Source organism: Streptomyces sp. NPDC050418 (assembly GCF_044458745.1).
In the GTDB taxonomy this organism is placed as follows: domain Bacteria; phylum Actinomycetota; class Actinomycetes; order Streptomycetales; family Streptomycetaceae; genus Streptomyces.
Genome location: NZ_JBITIG010000005.1, coordinates 245,445 through 259,358, shown reverse-complemented (window position 1 = coordinate 259,358; position 13,914 = coordinate 245,445). Strand labels below are relative to the sequence as shown.

Genomic DNA, 13,914 nt, shown 5'->3' with positions numbered 1-13,914 from the left:
TCGAAAGGGTGCTTCCTCGGGGCGCTGGCGTACCCGTGTGGCGCGCCATGCGGCGTCGAAGGAGAGGTTGCCAGCGCTGGCGCGCACGAGGCACAAGGCGCGCCAACTGGTCCGAGGGGACAGTAGAAGACGTGTGACGGTCGTCCTCATCGGCGGCGCCGGTCTACGGCCGGAGGTTGGCGCCCTGGCTCCATCATGTGTCGCTGGGGCGTTCGTTCGTCGATGGGTGTGTGTTGAGGAGGGCTTCGGTCCTGTCTGCGTGGTCAGGGCGCTTTGCGTGCCGCATGCCGGCCGCCAGGACCTCGTACACCATGCGCCTCTGTGGCGGGTCCTGGAAGCTGTCGAGGAAGTCACGGATGACTTCAAGAGTGGCGTACTCAATGGTGCGTTCGCGGTCGGTACGGTGCTCCGCGAAGGCGGCCGCTATGTTGCTGAGCTTCTCGGCATCCGGTAGGTCGCTCCACGTGTCCGCCTGCTGCTCAAGCCAGCGCACGAGTACTGCGGCGGGATCGGCGAGTTCCTGAGCCATGGCGTCGGTCTTCTGGCGGCGCAGCCTGTCGGCGACGGCCTGGCGGCGCTGTGCGGTGAGCAGGGCCGTGACGGCGGCCCGGTCGTCGGGGAACAGGTCGAGTACGAGCCGCGCGTGGAACTCGACGGGCGGGTTGGTGGACAAAGATCGGCGGGAGGCCAGGTGCCGCGCGATGGTGTCCTGGGCCGAGGTGAGATCGGCCGGCTCGCACTTCGGGGAGATGTCTGACGCCGCCTTGCGCAGAACAGAACGGATCGCCGCTGCAATCTCGTCTGTGCTCTGCGGGTACGGCGGCTCGGTGTGTACCGTCGCAGTGATCCTGGCCGTGAAGGCTATGCCGGGAACCGAACTGTCGAGTCGTGCTTCGAATTTGGACAGGCCTCGGCGTAGCGCTCTGCGTGCGCGCCAACGCGACCAGCGAGTGAAGGTCACGGATCAGGACTCCAGCGCTTCGTCGCCCGCAGACTGCGTGGGGGCAAGGATCGGAAGCTGGAGGTCTTTGCGCAGGGCGATGACGGGCTCGTCGTATTGAACGCCGGGCTCACCAAAGACAAATGCCGAGACCGGGCTCGAATACATGTGCTCAAGGACGACCTGGCGCAGGAGGTCGGTGATGAGTCCAGGGGGCACCAGGCCATCTGCACGGGCGTGCGCCCACGCGATCATCAGGTCGCGGCATTGGGCTGCTACGCGGGAGTCGGCCAGTGCCGCGTTCCATCCTCGAATGAGTGCCTGCCGGATATCAGGCTTCTCCTCGGCGGCAGCCATCATCACCTGGAGCACGTACGGGTTCTGCTGAGGATCCAGAAGAGAGAGGAACGCGCGGTGGCCCGCTAGATGGCCGTGCTCTGTCGCCCACTTGATGACCGTTGCCCAGACCCGGGGCAACTGACCAGTCCGGGCAGCAATGCTCTGCAGCGCTTCTTCAGCCGCCCGCACAGCGGTGTCCTCTTCGGCGCGGTCGAGGACATGCCGGAGGCGCACCAGGCTCTGCCGGGGGTAATGGTCCGCGAACTCGCTCTGGCAGACGAGGGCGACGACCGTGGTCACCGATGTCGACTGCTCTTGAGCCCAGTCGAGCAGACGGCTGCGTACCTTCGGTCCCAGGGCATCGGACTCGGCGGCCTTAGCGAACACACCGGCGATCAACTGTAGATGCTCGGTGCTGCTGTTGCCGCTGTCGATCCAGGTGCGGACCTGCTCAATGACCTTGATGTCGTTCTCGACGATGGCCAGCTCGACCAGCAGATCGCTGATCGCCCCCAAGCGCGGAACGCCGGGCTGGCCGGAGGCGGTGATGGCGTCGAGCCACTTGAGCAGGTGCGGGTGGATGTCGGGGCGCTGGCGCCACAGGTGGTTGAGCACGGCCTGCGCATATCCGGGCTGGTGGTCCAGCGTGGCGTGACGCCCAGTGACTTCGGCGCCCACTCCACGTAGCCGGGCAGACAGGTCAGGCCCGGTCAGGATGACTTCCACATCGTCTTCCGGATCCTTGCCCAGCAACGTGCCGGCTGCCTTCTGGATGGTGAGGGCCTCTTCACCGCCGAGGAAGAGCGTGGCAATAAGCAGGGCGCGGTCGGCCGGCTTCTTCTCGGTTGCCTTGAAGACGTCCGTGACCTGCGTCCGCCACTCTTGGAAGGCGGCCAGCGCCCTCTTGAGCCCTACTTCCGAGTCGTCGGTCCGGGCGAGTGCGGCGGCCAGCCGGGCGGCGTCGGCGGGAGCGGATGTGTCGGTCAGGAGGTGGGCGGCGCCCCCGACCATGCCCGAACCACTCCCGGAGGAGGCGGGGTTGAGCCACCGGATGCGCTCCGGCTTGTGGTGCAGATACTCAAGGTGTGCAGCGGCGACGCGGTAGGCGGAAGGGCGGTTCTTCGCCCGTACCACCACGCGGGCAAGGGTGCCGGACAATTCCTCGGGCCATCCGTGGTCATCGGCTATGACGACGAGATACGAGCCGATGAGCCGCAGATGTTCCGCATGGGTCACAACAGCCGCGGCGACCCGATCGGGCCTGTTCCATCCGCCGATCTCGGTGGCGATGTCCAGTAGGTATCCGGTGCCAGGACGCTCCGGGAGCAAGGAGACGTCAGGAGTTTCGGCCTTGTCCCAGTCGGGCCTGATTTCCGACAGTATGAAGGGCTCGCTGCCTGCCGCTACCCGCTCCGTCAGCGACACCTCCCACAGAGCACGGATCCCGGCGGTGCGCTTGCCGTAACCATCAGGTCCTGCGATCACTGCGAGCGCGGGTCCGTCGGAAGTGAGCAGGCCGACGGCGTCACTTGCGGTCGGGACATTGCCGTCCCCGAAGCCGGTGCTCACCCATGCTCGACGCACCACACTGAGCTCGGCCTGAGGGATGGCGGCCACGGGCAGAGGCTGCTTGCTGGTCATGTTCACATCGCGTCCCGCAATGAGAATCTGGGACCGATCCACGCCACGCACCGTCACGCGCAGACCCAGCAAGCCAGCCAGAGGATCAAGGTTTTCGGGCGGAGACGGCGGCGTGGGTGGCGGCACAGGGCCGGCGAAGCCTCCCTCGCTCACTTCTCGCCCTCCGGCACTCCGTAGGAGAAGTCCCCGGCCGTGGCATCGCGTCCTCCGATGACCACCTGAGTGCTGGTGTTGCCACGCACGTCCGCTTGTGCGCCGCCGCGGGTCCCAGAGTGGTCCGAGGCATCGACAAGGGCCTGCAACTCCTTTGCCGCCTCAGGGTTCTTCTGCAGGAACGCGGCCAGCTGGATCATCAGCTCCTGCTTGAGGGCGCCGACCACGGCGCTGCGTTCGGCCTCGGGGCTCTCGGTGAGCCGCGTCTGAGCGGAGTCGATCAACCGCAACTCCTGCTCAGCGGACTCCTCCCCGCCCCGACGGAAGAACCTCTTCACACCCTCACGGAACGAACTCCAGCCACTCTTGGCCATTTCAGCAACAAGAACTGCAGCGCCGGCAGTTGCCAGCTGCATGATCCCCATCCCATCACCCATGAACTACCCCCAAGGTGAACAGTCGGTGTCATATTCGCCGGTTCAGGGTGCGCGGGCTTGACCGGTCGCGGCAATCGAAAACCCTTGCGCCATCGAGGAATCGCCGCTTCCGGCTCGCTGTATTCCGGCCATTCAGTCGCGGAGAGAGGTGTTCCGGAAGCCGGGGTAGGTCAAGGGGCTGTGTCCTGGCTGGAGGGAAGACGATTGCAGCGTGTACCGAACTCGGCCATACTTGCCGCGAGATGTTTCCTCGCGATGAGGCGGGAATCGATCGCAACTGCAAGAGATCAGGATTCGCGAGCTAGCCCGCCGTGGCATCGCGCAACACGGCGAAAAATCTGCTTGCCGCAGGTCCGATCTCGGTGGACCAGCTGCGGGAAAGCGCCTCCCTGACCGCCTGATCAAGCATTCGATCCAGGGATTCCCCTAGTGCGGCCGCCTGTCCGTGCATACGTAATACGGCGGCAGGTGGCGCCGGGAAGTGGATCCCATATCCGCGTGCGTCATGAAATGAGTTATGGGTGATGCTGGAGGGGGTTGCTTGATCCAGCCTCTCGCAAACTCTATCGATCGCGTGACGCTCATTATGTGCGGAAACCAATACCCTCCAGCCTTCGCGTGATCCGGTCTGCTGATTTGAGAGGTGCACGGCAACTCGGATTTCGATACCTGCGCGCCCGAACGTGGATGACAGTTCGGCGACATAGAGGCGGAGGCAACTTTCCGCGTAGTCAGTAGAGGGAGATGGGGCCATCGGGAATCCATCCCTCGACGTATCCGGTAACGAGCAGGACCACGCCTTGAGGCGAGATCTCGCGCCGCCGCGCTTTCAGTTCTTCGAGCCCCCATCTGACGTGCGTCGCGGAACTCAGCTCGATCGCCGCCGACTGCCTGTTGCTGACGCGAGCAAAGAGGACGCGAGCCTCCGTGGCCCGATCGAATTCCCAGTCGTCGCCCGACCTCGACCGTCGAATCCCGTACACGGCGCCGAACCGGGGATCGGGCACTTGGAAGCGTTCGGCAAGGAACCTGGATGCTGCGGCTTCGAAGCTCTCTGCTTCGCGCAGCTGGACCTGCGGAACCGTGCGGCTGCCGCAGCATCCGCCGCACAGCAGGAGCCGGTGCTGATCGTCCAGCACCAGGAGGCAGACGCGACGCTCGGGCCGCTCTGTTGGGGTGGGAGATGTGGTCATACCTGGAGCTTCCAGGGATGCTATTCAACCAGCAACTTGGGAGGGCTGGGTGGATGACACTGTGGCACGCGCCTGGTCACCACAGGTCTGAGGTATCCCACCTGTGGCAGGCGAGCGGCTGCCGACCAGAGCTTGCGACACCTGGCGTGACCTGCGAAAAGGTCTCGAAAGCCGTTTGGGAATCGCGGTGGGGGCGTTTGGAGAGGCTCCAGCTCACGCGCCGTGACCTGGAGCGATGTAATTCTCGACAGATCCCACGGAGGCCTGGCACGTCCGCCGAGTGGGCGGACCTGGACAGCCTAGCGGATGGTCTCCTGGGGTCGGGGTGGCGTTGTTACGCTCGCCGCGTGGGTGGGGTGGCCGTGGTGCGGCGTGGGGTGGGGCCCGAGGTTCTGCTCGTGCATGGGGGTGCCGGGCCGCGGGTGACCTGGGGTGGGTTGGAGGGGTTGGCCGCGCGGTGGACGCTCGTGGCCATGTATCGGCGGGGGTTTGCGCCGAGTCCGAGTCCGCCCCCGCAGGGGCGGCAGGATTTTGAGGTTGATGCCGGGGATGTGGGGGCGCTGCTCTCCCGGCGGCCCCACGTCGTCGCGCATTCGTACGGGGTCCTGGGGACCCTGATCGCCGCCGCGGCCGCTCCGGGTGCCGTGCGGTCGCTCACGCTCATCGAGCCGCCGCTCCATTACCTCGTGCCCGGGGATCCGGATGTCGAGAGGCTGCAGCGGCAGGGGGACGCTGTGCTGGCGCAGGGGATGGGTGCCGATTCCGGTGATCTGCGGGCGTTCTTGAGGGCCGCGGGTGCGGAGGTCGGGGACGGGCCGTTGCCCGAGGCCGTCGTGCGTGCCGTGCGGCGGGCTGTCGGGACGCGGCCGACCGGGGAGGCGCGGCCTCGGCTGGACCGGATCCGGGACGCGGGGCGAGCGGGGGGTCTTCCCCGGCGCGGGGCATTTCGTGGCGGCCGCCCCGGGGTTCCGCGCGCAGCTGGAGAGGTTTCTCCAGGAGAGCGGCCTTCCGCGGCGCCGGCGCTGAGCTACGTGCAAGCAACCGCAGGTGCCGTACGCGATCAACCCTCCGGCCCCTCCGTGACGTAAAGGCGACAGGGCGGCTTTCCGACAGCGACAGGTGATTGCCCGGGCCCCGCCCGCCCGCGAATCCTGTGATCGCCCGGGCGTCGCGTCCACCCCGTACCACCCCCGCATCCCCCCTCGCGACGCCCGGTTCCGTCCGCCAGAGGAGAAACGATGACTAGAGGTACCGCGCGGCGCGGTGCGGCCCTGCTGTCGGCCGGCCTTGCGTTCGCGCTGCTGCCCTCGGCCGGTGCGAACGCGGCGCCGGACGGGCAGGACGTCGTCACCGCACCGGCCACCAAGGCCGTCCGTGCCGCCCAGACCGTGACGCTCGTGACCGGCGACAAAGTGACCGTGACCGACATCGGCGGCGGCAAGCAGTCCGTCGACGTCAAGCGTCCCAAGGGCGTCGACAGCCTGGTGCGCACCCAGGTCGTCGACGGCCGGATCAGTGTCATACCGGAGGAGGCCCGGTCGTATCTGGCCGAGGGCACCCTGGACCCGAGGCTGTTCGACGTCACCGGTCTGATCGAGCAGGGCCTGGCCGACAAGGACGCCGAGGCGACGCCGCTGATCGTCCGGTACAGCGGGAAGGCGGCGCGTACCGCGGCCGCCGCGCCCAAGGGCGCCGAGCGGACCCGGAAGCTGGCGGCGATCGACGGCGCGGCGCTCGAGGCCGACAAGGGCCGGGCGTTCTGGGAGAGCCTGACCACCAAGGACGGGTTCGCGGACGGGATCGGCAAGGTGTGGCTCGATGGCCGCGTCAAGGCCGAGATGGAGCAGTCCAACGCGCAGATCGGGACGCCCGAGGCGTGGGAGGCCGGGCTGACCGGCAAGGGTGTCAAGGTCGCGGTGCTCGACACGGGGTACGACACCACGCACCCGGACCTCAGCTCCCGGGTCAGCGCGTCGAAGTCGTTCATCGCGGGCGAGGAGGTCGCGGACGGCAACGGCCACGGCACCCACGTGAGTTCGACGGTCGGCGGCTCGGGCGCCGCGTCCGACGGCAAGGAGAAGGGTGTCGCCCCCGACGCCGATCTCGCCGTCGGCAAGGTCCTCTCGAACGAGGGCTACGGCGACGAGTCCGAGATCATCGCCGGCATGGAGTGGGCCGCCAAGGACGTCAAGGCCAAGGTCGTCTCGATGTCGCTCGGGTCCGATGTCGGCTCCGACGGCTCCGACCCGATGGCGCAGGCCGTCGACAGCCTGTCCGAGGAGACCGGCGCGCTCTTCGTGATCGCCGCGGGCAACGCGTACGGCCCCGGCACGATCGGCTCGCCCGGCGCCGCCGATTCCGCGCTCACCGTGGGCGCGGTCGACGCGAACGACGAACGCGCCGCGTTCTCCAGCCAGGGCCCGCTCGTCGGCAGCAACGCGCTCAAGCCGGATGTCTCCGCCCCGGGCGTGAACATCCTCGCCGCGCGCTCCTCCCTCGCGGAGGGCTCCGGCCCGTACACCTCCCTGAGCGGTACGTCGATGGCGACCCCGCACGTCGCGGGCCTCGCGGCGCTGCTCGCGCAGCAGCACCCGGACTGGTCGGGGCGGCAGCTCAAGGACGCGCTGATGTCGTCCTCGAAGCAGCTGAACGACTCGGCGTACGCGATCGGTTCGGGCCGTATCTCCGTCCCGGACGCCATCTCCGCGCAGGTCACGGGCACGGGCAGTGTCGATCTCGGCATGTACTCCTGGCCGTACGAGGAGAACGAGCCGGTCACGAAGACGGTGACGTACACCAACTCCTCCGACACCGCCGTCGAGCTGGACCTGGCGGTGCAGGGTTCGGGCGCCGCCCTCGCCACGCTCGCCGACGAGAAGCTCACCGTCCCGGCGCACGGCACCGCCTCCACCACCGTCACCGGTGACGGCGCGAAGGCCGCAGTCGGCACCAACTCCGGCCAGATCGTCGCTACTTCGCACGGCAAGCCTGTCGCGCACACCGCGTTCGGCATGGTGAAGGAGGAGGAGCGCTACACGCTCACCGTCCATGTGAAGGACCGCGACGGCGCCCCGACGGGCGCCCAGCTCTCCTTCATGCGGATGGCCGAGGGCGAGCAGTCCTCGTCCGCGGTCGTCGGCGAATCCGGCACCGTCGAGCTGCGCCTGCGGCCGGGCTCGTACTACCTGGACTCCTTCCTCGACGTGCGGGGCACGCACGGCAAGGACTCCCTCGGCCTCGGCTACCTCTCGAACCCGGAGATCAAGCTCGACGGCGACCGCGAGATCACCCTCGACGGCTCGAAGCTGCGCGAGGTCTCGACCCGCGTCGCCAAGGACACCGAGCCGCACCAGACGCTCATCCAGTACGACCGCAACGCGGGCGGCCTCGACGCCTTCGGCATGGTCCTGCTGCCCATCAAGTACGACACGCTGCTCGCCGCGCCGACCGAGAAGGTCACCGACGGCAGCTACGCGTTCCGTACGACCTGGCGTGAGGCGCAGCCGCAGATCGCGGTCAAGGGCGTCGAGGAGACGTGGAACCAGCCCGGTTCCACGCTGGTCGATGGCCGCCACAAGCTGCCGCTGGTGAACGCCGGTGCGGGCGCGCCCGCCGACTACGAGGGCAAGGACGTCAAGGGCAAGGCAGTCGTCGTCCGCGTCGACGGCACGCTCACGCCCGCGCAGATCGCGCAGGCCGCCCAGGACGCGGGCGCCAAGGCCCTGTTCGTCGCGGACAACAGCCCCGGCCGTCTCAACACCCTCTTCTACAACGAGGACGGCACCTCACGGCCGCTGCAGATCGCGTCCGTGGACCTGGCCGACCACCGTCGCCTGCTCACGCTGTCCGAGCGCGGCGGCGTCATCGAGATGACCGGCACGAAGGCCGCCGAGTCGGACTACGTGTACGACCTGTCGAAGGGCTACAAGGGCGGCATCCCGGACCGCAGTCTGGTCTTCGCGCCCGGCCGGAAGCAGCTCGCCACGGTCGACACCACCTTCTACGGCAACCAGAAGCAGGAAGGCTCCGAGTACCGCTACTCGATCGACCCGGCGTTCCGCGTCGCCGGCGGCTTCCGCGAGTACCGGCAGCTTCCCGGCAAGCGCACCGACTACGTCTCCGTCGAGGACGGCCAGTCCTGGCACGAGACGGTCTACCGGGGCGAGGACCTGGAGCAGCGCAGCGGCCACGTCACGTACGCCGCGGGCAAGCGCACCGAGCTGAACTGGTTCAAGCCGGTCTGGCACCCCTACGGCGGCAGCGGCCTCGGCTGGGGTCAGGAGCGCCGCGGTGACTCGCTCCGCTTCAACATCCCCGGCTGGGGCGACGGCGGTCCGGACCACACCGGCTTCGGCGACCCGTACAAGCAGACCTCGGGCATGAAGCAGTACACGGAGGCCTGGGCCGACGGCGAGAGCGCCGGCCGCCGCGTGGGCAGCTCCGCGCAGTTCGGTGTCACGGACGGGTCCGTCCTGCCGTTCAAGGTGGCCACCGACACCGAGCTGGACCCGGAGGTCTGGGGCATCGGCACCACCGCGCACAGCGAGTGGGAGTTCCGCTCGGGCACCACGCCCACCGACAAGTACAGCTTCCTGCCGCTGATCAACCTCAACTACGACCTCGACACGGACCTCGCGGGCAAGGTCAAGGCGGGCAGGTCGCTGCCGGTCGGTCTCTCCGCGGAGTACGTGAAGGGCGCCATCGACACCGGAAAGCTCGGCGGCGGCACTCTTGAGGTCTCGTACGACGAGGGCGAGACCTGGAAGTCCGTCACCCTCCGCGGCTCGGGCGCCTCGTGGACGGGCAGCCTGAACATCCCGCGCGACGCCACCTCCGTATCCCTGAGGGCGAGCGCGAAGGATGACAAGGGCGGCGCGGTCCGCCAGGAGATCATCCAGGCCGTGGCCGTGAAGTAACCCTGCACGGTGCGGCGTCGAAGGCCCGGGTCCCGGAGGGGATCCGGGCCTTCCCGCGTTCCGTGTCCCGCGCGCCTCAGTCCGCACTCCGCGGCAGATCCCACACCACCCGCCGCTTCCGCGGTCCCCGCAGCAGGCCCTTCGTCTGGGCGGTGACCGCGGCCAGGGCGTTCAGGATCCAGTACGCCAAGGGGTAGAGGGGGAGCAGAAGGCAGGCGTACGGGAGGCGGGGGTCCAGGCGGCGTTCGACGACGACCGCGATGGCGATCTGCAGGACGGCGATCACCGCGATACCGACACCCCAGGCGATCATCCAGCGGAACTTCGCGTCGCCGGGGTGGCTGATCCAGTGGACGACGCCCCAGACCGTCGCCACCAGCATCGTCAGGACCCAGACGTACGAGAGCAGCGCCTCGGCCGCGATCGGCCAGAGCGCCCAGTGGCGGGGGCGGGCGACGGTCCGCGCGTGGGTGCGCAGGACCTCGCCCTGGCCGCGGGCCCAGCGGGTGCGCTGGGCCCAGATGCTGGACAGGGTCTGGGGGACCTGCATGCCGACCAGGGCGCGCGGGGCGAAGCCCGTGAGATAGCCGGCCTCCAGGAGGCGCCAGGTCAGTTCGATGTCCTCGGTGGCCATCTTCGGGTCGTAGCCGCCGACCGTGAGCACCGCGTCGCGGCGGAACAGGCCGAGGACCCCGGCGACCGTGCCCACGCGGCCCGCGAGGGCGTGGGTGCGGCGCATCAGGCCGATCAGCGAGGCCGCCTCCAGCATCTGCATCGTGGCGAGCACCCCGCCGCGGTTCGTCACCCGCGGGCTGCCCGCGACGGCCGCGTAGCGCGGGGAGCGCAGGATCCGGGCTGCCAGATGGCGTACGGCGTCGCGGTGCAGATGCGTGTCCGCGTCCGTGACCAGGACGAGGTCGTGGCGGGCGCGGCGCATGCCGTCGTTGAGACGGTCGGCCTTGCCCAGGTTCACACCGTCGTCGAGGACCGTGACGCGCGGGTCACCGGCCGCGGCCGCCGTCGCGACGGCGACGGTGGCGTCCGCCGAGCCGTCGTTGAGGACCAGGATCTCCAGGTCGCCCGGGTAGGCGACGGCGCGCAGCGCCTCGACGCAGCGGGCGATGACCTGCTCCTCGTTGTACGCGGGCACCAGGACCGTCACGCCGGGCCAGCCGCCGGGCGGTGTCCCGGGCTCGCTGTCGTCCTGCAGGACGCGGAAGATCACCCCGCCGGCCATCCAGGCGGCGCCGGTGACCACGGGGTAGAAGGCGAGGAACGTGAGGAGGACGCCGAGGAAGGTCATACGGCGCCCCCGGGCGACGGGGGTGACGGGGGCGACGGGCGTCCCGAGGGCGGAGAGGGCGGCGTACGGGGAGGCGGGGGAGGCTCACGCTCCTCGCGGCGGCGCAGTGCGATCGCGCCGAGCAGCGCGAGGCCGAAGACGGCCCAGGAGACCGCGACGGCCAGGAGCAGGCTGCGCAGGATGTAGCTGTGGCCGAGCAGCACCACGGCGAGGACGCCGGCCGCGAGCCAGACCAGTGCGCCGAGCAGGAACGCGAGGACCAGGCGGCGAGTCGTGACCGGCCGGGTGGGTTCGAAGACGGCCATGGGCTCACCTCGCGGCTGGGAGTCCTGCCACCTTATGATCCGTTAAGTCCGTTATGCACCTCAGGGAAGGCGGTTCTCCGTGCCCAGTGGCCTGAACGTCGACACCATCGGCCCGGTGGACGTCGCGGTGATCACCTTCGAGGGCAACCGTTTCAACGGCGAAGTCGCGCCCGCGCTGCGGGAGTTGCAGCAGAGCGGGACCGTACGCGTGCTCGATCTGAGTTTCGTGCGCAAGGGCGCCGACGGGAGCGTCGAGATCGTGGAGCTCGGGGACGCGGAGGTCGAGGAGGACTTCCACCACGTCGCCGAGACCCCGTTCGACCTGTTCAGCGACGAGGATCTGCACTCCATCGCGGACGGACTGCCCGAGCTGTCCTCGGCGCTCGTCGTGGCCTGGGAGAACAGCTGGGCCGCGCGTCTGGGCACCGCGATCCGCGACTCGCACGGCGAGCTGCGCCTGTTCGAGCGGATCGACCGGGACACGGTCACCGCGGCCGTCACGGCGCTCGACGCCGCCTGACGCCCCCCGCCTGACGTAGGAAAGGGATCCGTATGCCTCAGCGTTTCGGACGGCCCGGTCTCCTCGGCACGATCGCCCGTACCGCGGTGATCTCCGGTACCGCCTCCGCCGTCTCCAACCGCGTCAACCGCGGCATGGCCGAGCGCGATATGCGCCGCCAGGCCGAGGAGCAGGCGCAGATGCAGCAGGCCTGGGCGAACCAGCCGCCGCCCGCGCCCGCACCGGCGGCCCCGGCGCAGCCCGCGGCGGCCGGAGCCCCCGTGGACCGCGTCGCCCAGCTCACCGCGCTCGCGGACCTCAAGGCCCAGGGCCTCCTGACGGACGAGGAGTTCGCCACGGAGAAGGCCAGGGTCCTCGGGTCCTGAGCCCTCTCACTCCCACAACGCCGAGGTCTCACCCCCGCAACGCCGAGGCGAAGATCCCGGCCAGCCGCCACGCCTTCCACGGCCCGCGGTCCGCCGTGTACGCGGTGAGGCGGCGCATCGTCGTCCGCCCGGTCCGGTTCGTCACGAAGTACGGCGGCCGCGGGGACAGCGAGGGCGAGCCGGTCAGGAGGCCGCGCGGCGCCGGGGCGAACGGTGCGCGCAGGACCGTCTTCTCGACGTCCTCCAGCAGGAACGCGTTGTGCACGAAGCCGATCCCGCTGCCGATGTCCTGCCGGGTGTGCCCGGGGTGCGCGCCCCACGGCGTGTACCCGAGCAGGAACCCGAACGCCGACCAGCAGTTGACCCCGAGCGTGCCGTACCGCAGCGCGCCGACCGCCTCGTCGACGGCCGCGCGGTGGTCGCGTTCGGTGCGCGGGTGCACGAGAAGGGTCGCCCCGAGCGTCCCGGGCAGCCGCTCGTTGGCGAACTCGACGGCCGCGGCGAGGAACTGCTCCGGGTCCGCGCCGGGCAGCCGCACCACGCCGAGCGCGGACGCGAAGACCTCGATGCCGAGCAGCGGGTCGTCGGAGTCGGCCGCGACGTCCGGTACGAGGACGCGGCAGACACCGTCCTCGCCGTAGACCTCGGCGTGCTCATGCGCCGTGTCCCCGGCCGTGGTGAGCGCGATCCGCCCCGCCGCCCCCGGGTAGTAGTCGTCGCGCGGCGGCAGCGTGCGCAGCAGCCGGCGGATCTCATCGAGCAGCCGCTCGGTGCCGTCCCAGTCGCGCGGGACGAGCAGCAGCTGGGTGGCCACGCAGTTGTGGCCGGAGTTGTTGAGCTTGCTGGTGACGATGTGCTCGGCCTGGAAGCGGAGGTCCGCGTCGGACCACGGCCCGGGCGTCACGATGCAGGGGCTGACCCCGCCCAGTTCGCTGCTGAACGGCTTGTCGTTGACCGGGGTGTCGGCCGCCCTGCGTTCCTCGGCGTGCTCGTCCGTGCCCCAGACGATCGCGTCGTGGGTGCGCTCGCTGCCGGTCACATGGATGGCGTCCACGCCGTCGTGCGTGGTCAGATACGCGCCTTCGGCCGCGCCCCCGTCCACGAACCGCACCCAGCCGCGCTCCACGTACTCCCCGAACACCGCCTCGAAGTGCGGCCGCAGATAGGCGTTGACCGGGTTCATCTTGGCGAGCACCACCTGCCCCTCGGCGTACAGCTTGTGCAGGATGTCGAGGGGCGTGATGGCGGGGACGTTCCCGGCGCCGAGCACCAGCGCCACGCCCGCCTTGCCCGGGCGGCCGAGGTACTCGCCGCCCGCCCGCGCGAGGACCTGCTCGGGGGTGGTGCCGGACCGGGTCCACACCTCGGCGGTGAAACCGTTGAGGAGCAGCCGGTCGGCGACGGTGGCCGGGAAGACATCGACGACGGTACGGGCGCCGTCCCCCACGTCCCGGCGGCGAACGGCCGCCGCGGGTACGGGAGTCCGGCCCGACTCGATCCGGCGCAGCACGTGCAGATACGCGGTGACGGTCTGGGCCAGCGCCCAGGGCGCCGTCACCCAGTCCTCGGCGGCCCACGGGGAGTCGGCCGCGTACCCCTTGGCGGCCGCGGCGTCGGCGACCATCGAGGGCGCCCCGGCCGCGATCCGCGGCAGCAGCCGCTCCAGGAGGGCGATGCGTTCGGCGAGCGGTGTGGCGGTCCAGGCCACGGCCCGGTCCGCGAGCTCGCCGACGGCGCGGTCGAGCGGTGCCGTGTCGAGTTCCGTCGGCGTGCTCATGGAGTCAACTCCTAGCTGTACGAGA

The 13,914-nt window shown here is 69.7% G+C and carries 11 protein-coding genes; 4 read left to right on the top strand and 7 right to left on the bottom strand.

From position 1 onward, the window contains the following. Positions 1-193: 193 nt before the first annotated feature. From ACIBI4_RS13920 to ACIBI4_RS13905, 4 genes are all read right to left on the bottom strand, one after another. Complete coding sequence (locus ACIBI4_RS13920; protein WP_399204021.1) at positions 194-961, bottom strand: hypothetical protein; 768 nt, start codon at positions 959-961, stop codon at positions 194-196. A gap of 3 nt (positions 962-964) precedes the next feature. Then, on the bottom strand, positions 965-2,920 hold the full coding sequence (locus tag ACIBI4_RS13915) for a hypothetical protein (RefSeq protein ID WP_399204019.1): 1,956 nt from the start codon (positions 2,918-2,920) through the stop codon (positions 965-967). A gap of 149 nt (positions 2,921-3,069) precedes the next feature. Then, positions 3,070-3,498 carry a hypothetical protein gene (locus ACIBI4_RS13910; protein ID WP_399204018.1) on the bottom strand — a complete coding sequence of 143 codons (429 nt, stop codon included), beginning with the start codon at positions 3,496-3,498 and terminating at the stop codon, positions 3,070-3,072. A gap of 743 nt (positions 3,499-4,241) precedes the next feature. Beyond that, complete coding sequence (locus tag ACIBI4_RS13905; RefSeq protein ID WP_399204017.1) at positions 4,242-4,703, bottom strand: hypothetical protein; 462 nt, start codon at positions 4,701-4,703, stop codon at positions 4,242-4,244. Here ACIBI4_RS13905 and ACIBI4_RS13900 point away from each other — a divergent pair. Then, the gene (locus tag ACIBI4_RS13900) at positions 4,694-5,791 is read left to right on the top strand and encodes an alpha/beta fold hydrolase (protein WP_399204016.1); all 1,098 of its coding nucleotides are present in this window, start codon (positions 4,694-4,696) and stop codon (positions 5,789-5,791) included. The two genes, ACIBI4_RS13905 and ACIBI4_RS13900, sit on opposite strands and share 10 nt — an antisense overlap. Positions 5,792-5,941: 150 nt before the next feature. Then, complete coding sequence (locus ACIBI4_RS13895) at positions 5,942-9,619, top strand: S8 family serine peptidase (RefSeq protein WP_399204015.1); 3,678 nt, start codon at positions 5,942-5,944, stop codon at positions 9,617-9,619. A gap of 76 nt (positions 9,620-9,695) precedes the next feature. Here ACIBI4_RS13895 and ACIBI4_RS13890 read toward each other — a convergent pair whose 3' ends face one another. After that, positions 9,696-10,922 carry a glycosyltransferase family 2 protein gene (locus ACIBI4_RS13890; RefSeq protein WP_399204014.1) on the bottom strand — a complete coding sequence of 409 codons (1,227 nt, stop codon included), beginning with the start codon at positions 10,920-10,922 and terminating at the stop codon, positions 9,696-9,698. Then, positions 10,919-11,227 carry a hypothetical protein gene (locus ACIBI4_RS13885; RefSeq protein WP_399204013.1) on the bottom strand — a complete coding sequence of 103 codons (309 nt, stop codon included), beginning with the start codon at positions 11,225-11,227 and terminating at the stop codon, positions 10,919-10,921. The genes ACIBI4_RS13890 and ACIBI4_RS13885 overlap by 4 nt, the downstream gene beginning before the upstream one ends. A gap of 79 nt (positions 11,228-11,306) precedes the next feature. On the opposite strand from ACIBI4_RS13885, the gene ACIBI4_RS13880 reads away from it, so the two are divergent. Then, on the top strand, positions 11,307-11,747 hold the full coding sequence (locus tag ACIBI4_RS13880) for a DUF6325 family protein (protein ID WP_399204012.1): 441 nt from the start codon (positions 11,307-11,309) through the stop codon (positions 11,745-11,747). Between the two features lie 32 nt (positions 11,748-11,779). Beyond that, on the top strand, positions 11,780-12,112 hold the full coding sequence (locus tag ACIBI4_RS13875; RefSeq protein ID WP_399204011.1) for an SHOCT domain-containing protein: 333 nt from the start codon (positions 11,780-11,782) through the stop codon (positions 12,110-12,112). Positions 12,113-12,140: 28 nt separating this feature from the next. On the opposite strand, the gene ACIBI4_RS13870 is transcribed toward ACIBI4_RS13875, so the two are convergent. Beyond that, positions 12,141-13,889, bottom strand: coding sequence for an aldehyde dehydrogenase family protein (locus ACIBI4_RS13870; RefSeq protein ID WP_399204010.1), 1,749 nt, complete (start codon positions 13,887-13,889; stop codon positions 12,141-12,143). Positions 13,890-13,914: the final 25 nt, after the last annotated feature.